A 14,030-nucleotide genomic window follows, 5' to 3' on the forward strand; every position below is an offset into this window, starting at 1 on the left:
TTATAAAGCTGTTGTTACACGTTTTTTAACTAAGTAATCTTCTAATGCAAGGTGAGAACAATCATGCCCTATTCCACTATTCTTGAAACCACCATGAGGTAAATAAATAGCATATTTCACTCCATTCACTTGCACTTCACCAAACTCTAATTCCTCCGAAAATCTTTCAATTCTTCTATGGTTGTTTGTGAATATATAAGATGCCAAACCAAATTCAGTATCATTTGCCAATTCCAATACTTCGTCATCCGTATCAAATGGCATAACACCAGCAACTGGACCAAAAGTTTCTTCATTAAATAATTTCATATCCATGTTGGCTCCAGACAAAATCGTTGGCTCCATCCAGTTACCACCTTCTGGCAAACCTTCTGGAATATTTCCTCCAAATTCTAATTTTGCTCCTTTGCTAGTTGCATCTTTGATCAATTCAAACATCTTTTCTCTTGCTTTAGGATCTGCCAAGGGCCCCATAAAAACATCTTCGTTTTCCTTGATTCCAAATCCTACTTTTACATCTGCAGCTCTTTTTACATATTCTTTGATAAACTTATCATAGATATTTCTATGCACAAAGATTCTATTCGCTGCAACACAAATTTGACCTGTGTTTCCGAACTTCAAACCAATAGCTAAGTTCAAGGCAGTATCTAAATCAGCATCTTCAAACACAATAAAAGGAGCATTTCCACCCAATTCCATTCCTAATTTTTTAATAGAAGTTGTACTATCAGCGATTACCTTTTGACCTGTTTGTGTAGAACCAATCATTGTCAATACAGCAGGTATTTTACTCGTTGTCATTGTTGTTGCAACTTCACTACTTGGACCTGCCAATATATTCACAACTCCCGCAGGAAAATCGATACTATGTAAAATCTCACCAATCAAATAAGAAGAAAGTGGTGATAAACCAGAAGGTTTGATAATTAATGAGCATCCTGATGCCAATGCTGGACCAATTTTATACCCAACATTTAACAACGGAAAATTCCAAGCTAGATACGCAACCGCAACACCTGCTGGTTGAGAAATCATTTTATGAATATGTGTATTGTCATGATCCGGAATTTGCTCTTCTCTTAAATTTTGCATTGCACTTGGATACCACTCTAAGGCCTCAGTAAGTCTATCTATATCTTCTTGAGAACCTGCATAGGTTTTACCCATTTCATGAACCATTGCAGTTCTTAACTCGTGCTCTTTTTCTAAAATAGCATCTCTCAGCTTTAACATCCACTTTGTTCTTTCGTTTAAAGAAAGTTTCTTCCAAAAGTTAAATCCTTTTTTAGCTGAGACCAATGCTTTTTCAGCATCTTCCTTCCCTGCTCTTGCAACTTGCGCAATAACTTCACCAGTTGCAGGACAAACAACATCATCTTTTTCACCACTTACTGAATCGACCAACTGACCGTCGATGTATAATTTTTTATATCCGAATTTCTCTGTTTTCATCTTTTATGCTTTTTATAAAATACTACTTAGTACTATTCCGTTTTTTTTATATGTATATCTTTCCAAAACTTCTTCATCAACATCTATGCCCAATCCTGGTCGGTTAGGAACATCAATCATCCCGTCTTTCATCTCGATCGAAGGAAAGGTAAGGTTTTCTCTTAAACCATTTTCTGTTTGATCGTATTCCATTAAGAAATTTGGCTGATACATTCTACCAGGTATCGACTCTATATTCGAAATAAAATGCAAAGCCACGTGGATACCAATAGCTGTTCCCCAAGTATGAGGTATGATATCAATTCCATTAGCACTCGCTAAGGCACCGATACGTTTTGCTTCGGTTAAACCTCCACTAGCACAAATATCTGGTTGAATGATATCTACAGATTTATTTTTAATCAATTGATTGAAACCAAATCTTGTATATTCACATTCTCCTCCTGCAATTGGAATTGTAGTTTTTGTTTTCAACTCACTATATTGATCATAAAACTCAGGAGATATTGGTTCTTCAAACCAACCTATATCGTACTTTTCAATTTTTCTTGACAATTCGGTTGCTTCTCTTAAAGTGTATGCATGATTTGAGTCTACCATTAATTTAGATTCAGGACCTATTAAATCTCTTAACAACTTTACATTCTTAACATCTGCTTCAATCCCTAAACCAACCTTCATCTTAAAAGCCTTAAAGCCTTGAGATAAATACAATTTCGCTTCTTTTTCAAAATCTCTTGCAGGATTATCGTGGTCCATATAATAAAAACCAGTAGCATATGGCTGAACCTGATTTCTATGTGAACCCCCTAACAAGGTTGAAACAGGTAGGTTTAAAACTTTCCCTTTCAAATCCCAAATGGCAATATCAATGGCACTCATCGACGCCATCAAAACACCTCTTCTAGCAAAATCAGCTGTCTTTCGGTACATCTTATTCCAAACAACCTCATTTTCTAAAGGATTTTCTCCGATTACTATAGGTTTTAAGAATTCAATTCCTGATTCTAATATTTCTGCAGGACCGTAGCCTTCACCCCATCCGTATTGACCATTTGACGCGGTAACTTTTACCACACAAATCGCTCTTTCTGCATATTCCCACTGTGAAAAGAAAAAACTCTGAGAAAGTTTATCTTTTAACACAAAAGTTTCAATTTTTTCTATTACCATATTCTTCTATTTGTAAGATATACCACCACTGAAAACCAATATCTTCAAGGTGAATATGAATGTAAAAATAACGATTAACTAAAATTTCAAACCACTATAAATTACCTTATAATAATCGAATTTTACCTTCTCATTGACTCAATATTACCTAAAAAAAAAGAGTGTTTCTTTTGTCTAGAAACACTCTTTTTATTTGATTATTATTATCATTAGTTATAAACCTCAGCTTCCGTTATTACTACTGTATGGTTCGTAACATCCGTAGATCCATCTGGATAGGTAGCTGTAGCTACCATCGTTCCATTGCCATCCGCTTTTAAAGCATTGACAACTCTCACAACAGTAAATGTTTCAACTACATCAGAAACTGTTCTTTCTTCCGAAACCGTCCATTGAAACACAAAGTCAGTATCAGTTGAAGTATCTGCATAATCACGGGTAACCGCACTAAAGACATTTATATCGGTTAAATAATTAACTACCAATGCTTTTTGCTTATATACATTCATCTGAACAAGAGCACTATTGCTAATATTAGTAATTCCGTAAACAGGCGTTAATTGAATCCCTGAACTTGGGTATTTGTTTTCTGATTCGCAGGCCATGAAAGACAACGCTATTGCGAAAAGAAATATACTACTTATTAATTTTTTCATCTTTTTTTGTTTTTAGGGTCTTAACTCAACTTCAATAAATTCTAACTCATCAAGATACAATACCTGTGCTCCTGTAACACCAGCATTATTACCACCCGGTAAAATCGATGTATTATTACGTTTCGCTAAACCAGAACTTCCAGTTAAATCTGTAGCTACAACTAAATCATTACTCGCTCTAACACGAACCCATTGTCCTTTCGCGATTCCTGAAATATCAAACTTTGCGACATCTGTAGTCCCTCCGAATCCGAATGTAAGTTCATTGATTGTAGTTCCTGGCTCTACATATACCCAGTGGAATACTCTGTAAGTACCAGCTGGAATTCCGTCAGGACCATCCGCCAATCCAAATCCAAAAAGTTGTAAGGTATGCAATGCTGTTGCTTCTGCAGGTATTTCGTATTTCATACTTGCACCTCCTGTATAAGCTCTAAATTCAGATCTAGCCCAAATTTCATTTCCTGCGCCGTACCTCCAGTTCCCTGTAGCACCTCCACCTCCTGGAATCCAGTATTTGTTGGTTGCAAAAGCATTCGTATGATTACCACCAGACGGTTCAAAACTTGCTACCGAATTTGTAGGAAGGATACTGTTACCATAATGCATCGCAACAACCTCAGGTCCAAAAGCCTGTAAGGTTCTGTTGTCAGCAGAAGTAATTGCACCGTTTCCATCGTATGATAACTCAACAGTATCACTATTGTAAATAGGCTGTGAAAGTTTTATTTCCATAAAAATTGGATTCTCATCATTCACCCTAACAGATTCTACTGGAATTACTTGATCAAATCCATTGGCATTTGTTACATGTACACTAAAATTACCTTCTTTACCAGTAAAAGGAGTTAACTCACCATTTACTCTAAAAGAAATCAATTCGTTTTCATCTTCTCTTAACACTCCATCAAAATTAAAAGGTTGTGTAGACTGTACAACTTTAACTTTTAAAGGAATTAGCTTTTCTTGATTTGAAGTTGGCAATGGCGCGACTCTTAAAGAACGGAAAGTTCCCACATTAAAAGTTCCCAACTTATAAAAATTAATATTGACTGGCTGAGCAGCTCCTGCTCTACTAGGCACACCGTCTTCAACAAACCACGTACCTCCATTAGGTCTACCTTGCGTTGAATTGTCTATAAATGTCAATCCAGTTGCAGCTTCAACTTCAACCACATCCCAGTTTGCTTCGTCAGCCAAACTTGGGTTATCAGATTCTGTAATCGTTAACACGGTAGCTCCATCTTTCTGAACCGTAAAGGCAGGATTCAAATAGTCATAGATATCGAAAATAAACTCCACTTTGAATGTATATTTTCCATTCTCCTCTGTAATTTCTTCTTTCACATAATCTTGATAAGTATCACTCATATTTGAGGCAACTTCCGTATCAAAAGTATTGATCAAAGTAACTTTGTTCTCTCCTGGAGTTCTAAACAAAACATGTGCTTTATCATTTGTAGATGTTGTCCCTAAATTTGGGTCAATAAACAAAGGCAAAGAGTCACTTTGTGTAAAACCTTCTGTCAAGAAGTAATTCCCTTCTTCAAGTATCCACTCAGAACTATTCGCTCCTTGTGCCAGATTGAAAAAAGAAATACTTGAATCAGCATTTAATGCAAATTGAGCGTCTGCACCCAACTGTGGATTTAAACCTGCTAACCAAGAAACATCTTCAAAATTGTCTTGAGGAGCAGTATAATCGGCATATTCTTTACCGCAGCTCGCTATAAACAGAGAACTTACAGAAAGTAATAATAATTTTATATTTTTCATCTTCATTATTTTTTAATTAGTCTATCGAACGGTTAGTACTAGTTTCATCAAACGGAATAGGGTACGTACCATGCCTATCTTCACTATAATTTAAGAAAGGTGTATTGTATTCATAGTCAACTGTCAAATAAAAACCAGAAGTAGGTTGTGTTGCAACAATGCTTGCGTTATTATTCCTAGCAACCACTTGCTCAGTATCCCAGTTATAGTAAGAAATATTCACTCCGTAAAAAACAGATGTAGCAAGTTCACCTAATCTTTCTTTAAAACCATAATTATCACTTTTCTTCCATCTTTGGAAGTCCAAGAATCTAATATTATGACCTTCTACACTAGTCTCCAATGGTTTTTCTACACGCATTAAGTGTTGCATCAATGAATTTTGATCGTATGGTAACTCATCGTAAGTATGAGCAACATCACCGTTAGGCATACCTAATAATACTAAGCCCCATCTTTTACGAATATCATTGATCAATTCTAACGCTCCATCAACATCACCAGTTTTAATCAAACATTCTGCTTGCATCAAGTAAACGTCAGACAATCTATTCATAACAATATTTTTAGAAGAATACGCTTGTCCTCCAGGCAATTCTCCTTCTGTACTAACGATATCATCATTGGTGTAAATTTTCCACCAACCGTATCCCCAGTTAGCACCACCAAATCTGTTATACTGACTTGTCGTTCCGTCTAAGTAGTAGATCGTTTCATTGTCATCGATTACCGCCATTATAGACGAACATCTCAACGGCACATGACGTAAGGCTGTTGCACCATTTTCATCTGTATAATAATTTGCAGAATTCAAAGGATCCATTGGCTCTGTCTTATAAGCATTTACCGCCCATGCTGGAGCTACAGCCGCCTTCGTTTGTGCCGTACGAACGTTGACCCAGTTTGTACCTGAATCACCTTCCCAAGGTTGTAAATCTAATCTCGCTTGCTCTGGAGCAAAATTAATCTCAAAAATAGATTCACTATTAAACTCACCTGCAGTTGTAAACATTTTTGACAAATCAGTTTCTAAAGTATATCCATGATTCTGAATCACATCAGAAAAATATGTCATCGCCTTTGTATAATCTAACTCGTACAAATATGATGTTCCTAAAATTGTTGCAGCTGCACCAGAAGTAACTCTACTTAAATCTCCGTCAGGATATTCACCATTCTTATATAAGTTACTATATGCAAATTCTAAATCAGCTCTTAAGAAATCTAACACTTCTTGTTTCGATGACAATCCTTTTGCAAAATCTTCCTCCGTTACAGGCACTTTATCTCTGATAATGATGCTACCATCATTATAACTTGTTGCTAAATAAAAGTGAAATAATCCTCTAAAAAATCTAGCTTGGGCCATTTGAGATCTATATTCTGGTAAATCTCCAAAAGTTAACTCTAAACCTTCAAGCGCTTCAATAACCTGATTTGCTCTAAAGATTCCTAAGTAACAGTTTTGCCATTTCCCAAGTACTTGTTCAGAACTTGCAGTGTATAAATGCAAATATGATTCTTCTGTATTGTTAGGATTTGGTCTACCATAGCCTGGATATCCCATATCTGATCTTAATATTTCTTCAAACTTATTTAATAGATCATTTCTATGTAAAGTTTGATACACTGTATTCAGTGTTGCTCCTGTTTCTGATAAGTTCGTCCAATACGTATCCGTAGATATTAAGTTTGGATTTTCTTGATCTAAATCTACTATTGATGTTATTTCACATGAGTTTAATAAACCCAATGTTAATACAAGTAGTGTATATTTTGAAATTAGTTGTTTCATTACAAATAAATTAAATTAAAAATCGAAGTTTACACCCAACATCCACAATTGCGAGATCGGTCCTGTACTCTTATCAAGTCCTCTTGCTGCGATTCCTCCACCAATCTCTGGGTTGTAACCAGAATACTTTGTAAATGTTAATGGATTTTGAGCTCTCACATAAAAACGTAGTCTATTTACATCCCACTTTTCTACTATCTTTCTAGGAATACTATATCCTAAAGAGATTTGTCTTAACCTAAGGTAAGATCCGTCTTCTAAGAATAGATCAGAATAACCTGTATAGTTTGGATGTCTTCTAACATCGTCTCTATATGCTGGAATCGAAGATGTTGGATTCACATCTTGCCATTGATAAACTAAATCTTTGTGTCTACCAAATCCATAAGCATAGGCGTTAAAACCATTCATTATTTCTTGTCCGATTGCTGCGTACCAGTTCATTGAGAAATCAAAGCTTTTCCAGTTTGCATTGAAGGTATAACCAATTTCATAGTCAGGCAATCCACTTCCACTGTAAACTCTATCATTTACATCTAGTTGGTTATCACCATTTTGATCAATAAAACGTGTATCTCCCATTTGAGCATTGGCATTGATCTTTTGATATTCAGCTAATTTCTCTTCCGTATCAATAATACCGTCTGTTCTCCATAAGAAAAAAGCCGCTGCTTCATGACCTACTGCTAATGCAGTAACCCTAGATTGTTGAGGCGCTCTTGAAACCAATCCATTATCGTTGGTTAGCATAAACTCGGTATCTCCATTAATTTTTGTGATTTCATTATGATTTGTAGAGAAAGTAGCATTCATTCTATAGTTAACTTTTCCGGCACGTCCTCTAAACCCTGCAGTAAACTCAAAACCACTATTGATCATGTCTCCAACATTCAATACAACTTGCGCGTTGTTACCACCACCCGTTGATGGAGGAATAAATACTGGAAATAACATATCTGATTTATCAGAGTGATAATATTCTGCTGCAAAAGTCAATCTGTTCTTAAACAAGCCTAAATCAACACCAATATTTCTTTGTGTAGTTGATTCCCATTTTACTTCTTGATTAACATAATCAGTTTGAGCTGCTCCCAAACTTACACCTCCTCCTGAGGTATGGTAGTTCAAATCTTGTGTTATTCCAGCAGCGAAGGCATAAGACTGAATTCTATCTACACCCACCGTACCTTGACTTACTCTAAACCTAAAGTTATTGATGGTTTTTTTGCTCCACCATTTCTCATCAGAAATATTCCACGCAAAAGCTAATGATGGGAATGTTTCAAAAGGATTTTTTTTGAATTTAGAAGAACCATCTTTACGAATACTCGAACTAAAAATATACTTTCCTTTATAGGCATATTGTAATCTACCAATCATACCTATTCTCGTATCTACCCAGTCAAAACCAGAAGACACCGCTTGGGTACCAGTAGCACCATCTAACACAGAAATATTAGGATTCGTAGCTCCATTTCTTCTTGCAGTAAACGCCTCACTTCTACTCTCTTCAGCAGTAATAAACCCAGTAAATGTAAGATCATGATCTTCGAAAAGCACTTTATTATAAGTAACCCCTAATTCTCCAACGACATTCGTACTAAATCTAGTTCTCATATCAATATAACTATCTTCTGGTTGACTTTGAAGACGAGGAGGATTTTGTGTATTGTATATTTCAGTATATGGACGAACGATTTTTCCAATAGTATTATTAGTAGTCAATCCAAAATTCCCTGATAATGAAAGTCCTTTCATCAATTCATAGTTCAAGTTTAAAGAAGCATTTGCTCTTGTTCCTTTTTCTACGTTTGTCGTTTGTAAACTTTCGATTACCCAACCTAATCTATTTACGTCATCTCCACCTTGACTTAGATCATCGTATCCATTAACATCAATACCATTTTGTGTTGGTCTATATACAATTGATTGTGACAATAAGAACCCTTGTGGTATATCTCTTTTACTAGTTTGCAACGCAACACTCGATTGAATTCTTAATTTATTCTTCTTGTAAACCGTACTGGCTCTCATGTTCATTCTTTGGAATCCAGAGTTTATTTGAAGTCCTTCTTGATCGTAATAACCAAGATTCACATTGTAAGTAATATCTTCAGTACCACCTGAAACGTTGATGTTATAATTCTGAGTAGGTACATTTTGTTTGAAAATCAAATCATTCAAATTTGTTTCATTTTGAAATTGGTTTGTTTGTTGTTTGATTTGCAAACTTACTTGGTCATCAAAAGCGCCGTTTACATTTCTACTTTGAACGATATCAGCATATGTTTGCTCAACAGAATTCATTAATGGAATCGCAGCATTTCTATGGTTGATACCATAACTTGCATTCAAACGAACTTGTAATGAACCCGGCTTCCCTTGTTTTGTTGTTATTAAAATAACTCCTGTAGCTCCACGAACTCCATAGATAGCAGTCGAAGAAGCATCTTTTAAGATATTAATCGACTCAATCTCTGATGGTGGAATATTCGGATCACCATCTTGAACAATACCATCTACTACGTATAGCGGTGTATTATTTCCTGACAAAGAAGTAATACCTCTAATCAAGATTGACGATTCTCCTCCAGGTTCAGCGGAAGCTACAACATTTACACCAGCTGCCTGACCCTGCAATGCAGAAGCCAAATCTGGTGTTTGTACTGAAGTAATCTCAGCCGCTTTTACCTGCGTTACAGCACCTGTAATTTCTTTTTTCTTTACAGCACCATAACCAATAACAACTACTTCTTCTAACTCATCTACATTCGCAACCATACTCGCATTTAGAGTTGTTCCATTTACAACAACCTTTTGATCAGTCATTCCCAAATAGCTAAATAACAACTCTTCACCCTGTATTGCTTCAATAGTGTATTCTCCGTCAAAGTTCGTTGTAACACCAACTGTTTTACCGTCACGCACAAGCGTTACAGATACACCAGGAATTGGGTTACCATCCTCTGCTCCAGTAACAACACCTTGTATTGTCTCTTTCTGCCCTTGAGCAGAAATAGTAATGCTCATCGCCAAAAAAATAAAAAGGACTGAATGCTTCAATCTTTTCTTAAAATTTAATTTTTGTTTAATTTTCATTTCCTAAATTATTGGATTAGTTTATTCATTATTTTTTGTTAGACAACCTCTCCAAATTAATTCGGATACAGTTTTATATATAGGTTCTTCATTTTTCTGCTCATAATTAATCGGTTTTAGATTGTGTTATTAAGTATTCGTTTTTTTTACATATCTAAAAATAAACAACACCCTTCGGTATCGGATGACTTCAATAGACATGTAATAGGGTAAAATTAACAGATACTTAACAATTCGAAAGTCATTTTTTTACCCCATAATTAACCTATATTACCTGATAAAAATCCAAGTAAAAAATAACAAATAGTTCTAAACAAAAAAAACACACTTTTAACAAAGTGTGTTTTTTTTGAATTACTTTCAATTTTTTTTAACCTTAAGGTATTATTTTTTTGAGGCTGTCTGATTCAATTTATTCACTTCAAAAGTTTCTTTGAAGTTTGGCATTCTTCCTTCTTCCCACAATAATTCATCCATGGCTGAATAATACCATAATGGTTTCACAAAACTCTGGGTCCAATTAGCAATTTCGCCGACCATTTCTTTCATTTTATCCGGGTATCTGTACCCCAAGTTTTTCTTTTCTCCCATGTCTTTTTCAACATCAAACAACAACCAAGGCTCGTTACCCATTCGAGTAACTTTCAGATTTCCTTTCCTTCCAGCTACATCACAATAACCATGTCTGTACCTAACGGCATAAATCATATCTTCTTTATACACATCTTCTCCTTCAAACAAAGCTTTGCTCAGATCTTTACCTGCCAAGGTTTTATTTTTAGGTAATTTAGCTTTCGAAAGACTCAAAAAAGTTGGGTACAAATCCAACGCCGATACAGGATACTTGTATATTTGACCTCTTTGAATTTTTGCCGGCCAATGTACGAACATAGGAACTCGAAATCCACCTTCCCAAGTATCTCCTTTCGTACCTTTTAGAGGATAGTTATTTGCACCATGATCAAAATTACCTCCATTATCACTTAAAAAGACAATTATCGTATTGTCAAATTGATTCGTTTCTTTAAGAGTCTGAACAATCTTACCAACACCTCTATCTAAAGCATACACCATACCTGCATAAATTTTACGATCTTTATCCTTAATCTCAGGGAACACATCCATATCTTCTTTCTTCGCTTCCAATGGCACGTGTGGTGCATTATAGGCAAGGTAAATAAAGAAAGGCTTTTTATTCTTTGCTGCTACTTTTATACTATTAGCAGCCTCTCTTGATAATGCATCTGTTATGTATTCCGTTTCTTTTACCTCTTTTCCGTTATGTTCTAAAGGTAGTATATAATCACGAATCACTTTTGCACCAGCATTTACTTGATTCGCGTATTGCTTCTGATACTTACTTGGGAAATAGTTATGTCCACCTCCTAAGAATCCATAAAAATTGTCAAAACCTCTTTTGTTTGGATGAAATTTAGGCGCAGCTCCCAAGTGCCATTTTCCTATTGCAGAAGTATAATATCCTTCTTTCTGTAGTGCTTTTGGCATAAACACTTCATTTGTAGGTATCCCCATATTATCTGCATCGGCTTCGCTTGAATTTGAATGCAAATTAAAAGGAACCCCTACTTGATGGGGATAACGCCCTGTCATTAGAGCCGCTCTTGATGGACCACAGAATGAATGAGCAACATAGGCCGAAGTAAATATTGTTCCGTTATTCGCCAATTTATCTAATTCAGGTGTGATTATATCCGGTGAACCATTAAATCCAACATCCGCATACCCAAGATCATCACACAAAACGACTAATATGTTCGGTGGAGTTTTCTTTTTTACAGGTTCAGCAGCTCTCGAGCCACAACTTACAATTGACAAAGCAAGTCCTAAAACGATATTGAAAGATTTCATTTTTTTCATTTTTATTATTTTTTTCAAATAGTGATATAAAATTACGGTATATCATCTTTCCATTTTCACCCAAAATACACCTAAACCTAATCAAAATTAACTCATAACAAAAAAAGCACTGTCAACGAGACAGTGCTTTTTTCAATATTAATCTTAACCTGGTTATTCCCAAATAATTGGAACCCAAACAGACATTTCGCTTTTCCCACGGTTACTCCATGCATAATAAGGCACAAACTGCGTTGATACTTTTTCCCAAGTTGGTTTATCAACAGATCGATACATTTTTGAAGATTTATCTTTTCTAAGAAGCACATCTGCGTCTATTGTAGTTAACCCTCCTAAAAAGTCAGGTTTATATACAGCATTTAATTCAGATGTAGACGGCAGGTATACATCTAAAATTTTAGTGTCTTCAGGTAAATCCGCAGTTTCAACGCAATAAACGACCGGACCACGTTGCACAGCAACTTGATTTCTAACTTCTTCAATTCTAGGATGTCCTTGAACATATTTTACCTCCATGGGCATATCGATCGTTATCACATCACCTTTTTTCCATTTTCTTGATACTGAAGCAAACTCACCAGGCACAACTGATGTGTTAATTTTTTCACTATTTACAAATATCTGTGTTCCATCAGCCCAAGATGGAATTCTTAACAAAATTTCGAAAGCAGAGCGTTTTGCTTTTTTCAGAGTGATTTTGACTTTACCTTCCCAAGGGTACTTTGTTTCTTGCTCTAAAGAAATTTTTGAACCATCCAACAAATTCGTATTCAATACATTTCCACCATACAAGTTTACAGCTATTCCATTTGGAGCTAAACTATAGGCCCAACCAGAAGTTTTTGCAATGGTTCTAACCAAATTTGGCGGACAACAAAAACAACTGATATACGGTTGACGAACTTCTGTTTCCGTTCTGTCTTTCTTTTGTTTTCTCGTATTTAAATTCACACGTAAAGGGTTTGCATAAAAATAATCTTTCCCTTCAATACTTATTCCTGATAGACCACTATTAAACAACACTTTCTCAACGATATCTGCATGCTTTGATTCTCCCTTCAAACTAAGCATTCTATAACTAAACATAGCATTACATAGATTCGCACAAGTTTCGTTATAAGCCGTGGAATTAGGCATCATATATTCATTAATAAACGCTTCATGCACCATATCAACCCTCGAAGAAGACCCATGATGTGTTTGTCCAACAGCCCCAGTTACATACATTTTTTTGTCGGTTACATTTTCCCACAACCTATCCAATGCATCAATCAATGCTTGCTCCCCTGTTTCCGCTGCCACATCTGCGGCACCGGCATAAAAATAAAGTGCCAGAACTGCATGTCCTACTGCTTCTGTTTCTTTTCTGATTGGCACACGCTCTTGGGTCATATCTCCCATCATTTTAACACGAACAGACGGATCATCAACAACTTTTGACTTACCTCTCATGTTGATAAATATTTCGGCCAACTCAAGATATCTATTGTCTTTGGTAGTTCGATACAACTCAACCAACCCCATGATTTGAACTTGATTAAAACCAAATCTCGATAATTCCTTTGGCTGCGGCTGAAAGGTTTTGTATAAATTATTTGCGTGCTTTATGGCAATGTTTAAAAATTTATCATCACCAGTAATTCTATGATGAATACACGCACTGATGTACAAATGCCCGCTATTGTACATCTCATGAAAGCGTATTTCAGAAAAAGGTTTCCTGTTGTTCAAAGTAATCGCAGTTTGAAGATATCCATTCTCTAATTGAGCTTTACCGATGATATCTATATAACCATCAATCTCGTCTAATATCTTTTTATCTTTATTTTGAGCATAGATATACATAGATGCCTCCATCCATTTATAAAAATCTCCATCATGCCAATGCATCCCCTTATGCTTCCCATCTTTTAAACCAGCAGCAATCTTAAAATTATTTAGTGCATGCCCTACATCACCAGTTAATAAAGTTCCCATATGAGGTACCATAACTTCTTCCGCAACCTTAAATTTATCTGCCCAAAAACCCTCTGTCCATTGACAATCACCAATATTGATGCTTTTTAATTTTACAAATTTACTCTCCTTATTATTAATTATTCCTTTTGTTTGTCCATTTGCTACTAGTGTTGACATTGCAACTGCCAATAATAAAATTAGTTGAACCTTTACTGAATACTTCATCTGATAACTTAGTT

8 protein-coding genes are annotated in these 14,030 nt (G+C 35.6%); all 8 read right to left on the bottom strand.

Annotated features, from left to right (window positions below; all coding sequences use genetic code 11):
- Positions 1 to 1,455 (bottom strand): NAD-dependent succinate-semialdehyde dehydrogenase, encoded by a 1,455-nt coding sequence (locus tag F6P99_RS01325; protein ID WP_152285641.1) that lies wholly within the window; start codon positions 1,453 to 1,455, stop codon positions 1 to 3.
- Positions 1,456 to 1,467: 12 nt separating this feature from the next.
- Positions 1,468 to 2,628 (bottom strand): mandelate racemase/muconate lactonizing enzyme family protein, encoded by a 1,161-nt coding sequence (locus tag F6P99_RS01330; RefSeq protein WP_152285642.1) that lies wholly within the window; start codon positions 2,626 to 2,628, stop codon positions 1,468 to 1,470.
- 209 nt (positions 2,629 to 2,837) lie between these two features.
- A complete protein-coding gene (locus F6P99_RS01335; RefSeq protein ID WP_152285643.1) occupies positions 2,838 to 3,284 on the bottom strand; it encodes a hypothetical protein in 447 nt (148 codons plus the stop codon).
- 12 nt (positions 3,285 to 3,296) lie between these two features.
- Positions 3,297 to 5,060 carry a hypothetical protein gene (locus F6P99_RS01340; RefSeq protein ID WP_152285644.1) on the bottom strand — a complete coding sequence of 588 codons (1,764 nt, stop codon included), beginning with the start codon at positions 5,058 to 5,060 and terminating at the stop codon, positions 3,297 to 3,299.
- A 16-nt stretch (positions 5,061 to 5,076) separates the two neighbouring features.
- Positions 5,077 to 6,855: a RagB/SusD family nutrient uptake outer membrane protein gene (locus F6P99_RS01345; RefSeq protein ID WP_152285645.1), complete on the bottom strand. Its 1,779-nt coding sequence runs from the start codon at positions 6,853 to 6,855 to the stop codon at positions 5,077 to 5,079.
- A 15-nt stretch (positions 6,856 to 6,870) separates the two neighbouring features.
- Positions 6,871 to 9,954: a SusC/RagA family TonB-linked outer membrane protein gene (locus F6P99_RS01350; RefSeq protein ID WP_152285646.1), complete on the bottom strand. Its 3,084-nt coding sequence runs from the start codon at positions 9,952 to 9,954 to the stop codon at positions 6,871 to 6,873.
- Between the two features lie 384 nt (positions 9,955 to 10,338).
- Positions 10,339 to 11,832, bottom strand: coding sequence for a sulfatase family protein (locus F6P99_RS01355; protein WP_152285647.1), 1,494 nt, complete (start codon positions 11,830 to 11,832; stop codon positions 10,339 to 10,341).
- A 153-nt stretch (positions 11,833 to 11,985) separates the two neighbouring features.
- On the bottom strand, positions 11,986 to 14,016 hold the full coding sequence (locus F6P99_RS01360) for a glycoside hydrolase family 127 protein (RefSeq protein WP_152285648.1): 2,031 nt from the start codon (positions 14,014 to 14,016) through the stop codon (positions 11,986 to 11,988).
- Positions 14,017 to 14,030: the final 14 nt, after the last annotated feature.

Origin of the sequence: Flavicella marina (genome assembly GCF_009193215.1) — a bacterium.
Classification (GTDB): domain Bacteria; phylum Bacteroidota; class Bacteroidia; order Flavobacteriales; family Flavobacteriaceae; genus Flavicella; species Flavicella marina.

Bases quoted from the DNA above. Each gene is read 5' to 3' on its own strand.
- F6P99_RS01325 (WP_152285641.1), bottom strand. From the start codon at position 1,455: ATGAAAACAGAGAAATTCGGATATAAAAAATTATACATCGACGGTCAG.
- F6P99_RS01330 (WP_152285642.1), bottom strand. From the start codon at position 2,628: ATGGTAATAGAAAAAATTGAAACTTTTGTGTTAAAAGATAAACTTTCT.
- F6P99_RS01335 (WP_152285643.1), bottom strand. From the start codon at position 3,284: ATGAAAAAATTAATAAGTAGTATATTTCTTTTCGCAATAGCGTTGTCT.
- F6P99_RS01340 (WP_152285644.1), bottom strand. From the start codon at position 5,060: ATGAAAAATATAAAATTATTATTACTTTCTGTAAGTTCTCTGTTTATA.
- F6P99_RS01345 (WP_152285645.1), bottom strand. From the start codon at position 6,855: ATGAAACAACTAATTTCAAAATATACACTACTTGTATTAACATTGGGT.
- F6P99_RS01350 (WP_152285646.1), bottom strand. From the start codon at position 9,954: ATGAAAATTAAACAAAAATTAAATTTTAAGAAAAGATTGAAGCATTCA.
- F6P99_RS01355 (WP_152285647.1), bottom strand. From the start codon at position 11,832: ATGAAAAAAATGAAATCTTTCAATATCGTTTTAGGACTTGCTTTGTCA.
- F6P99_RS01360 (WP_152285648.1), bottom strand. From the start codon at position 14,016: ATGAAGTATTCAGTAAAGGTTCAACTAATTTTATTATTGGCAGTTGCA.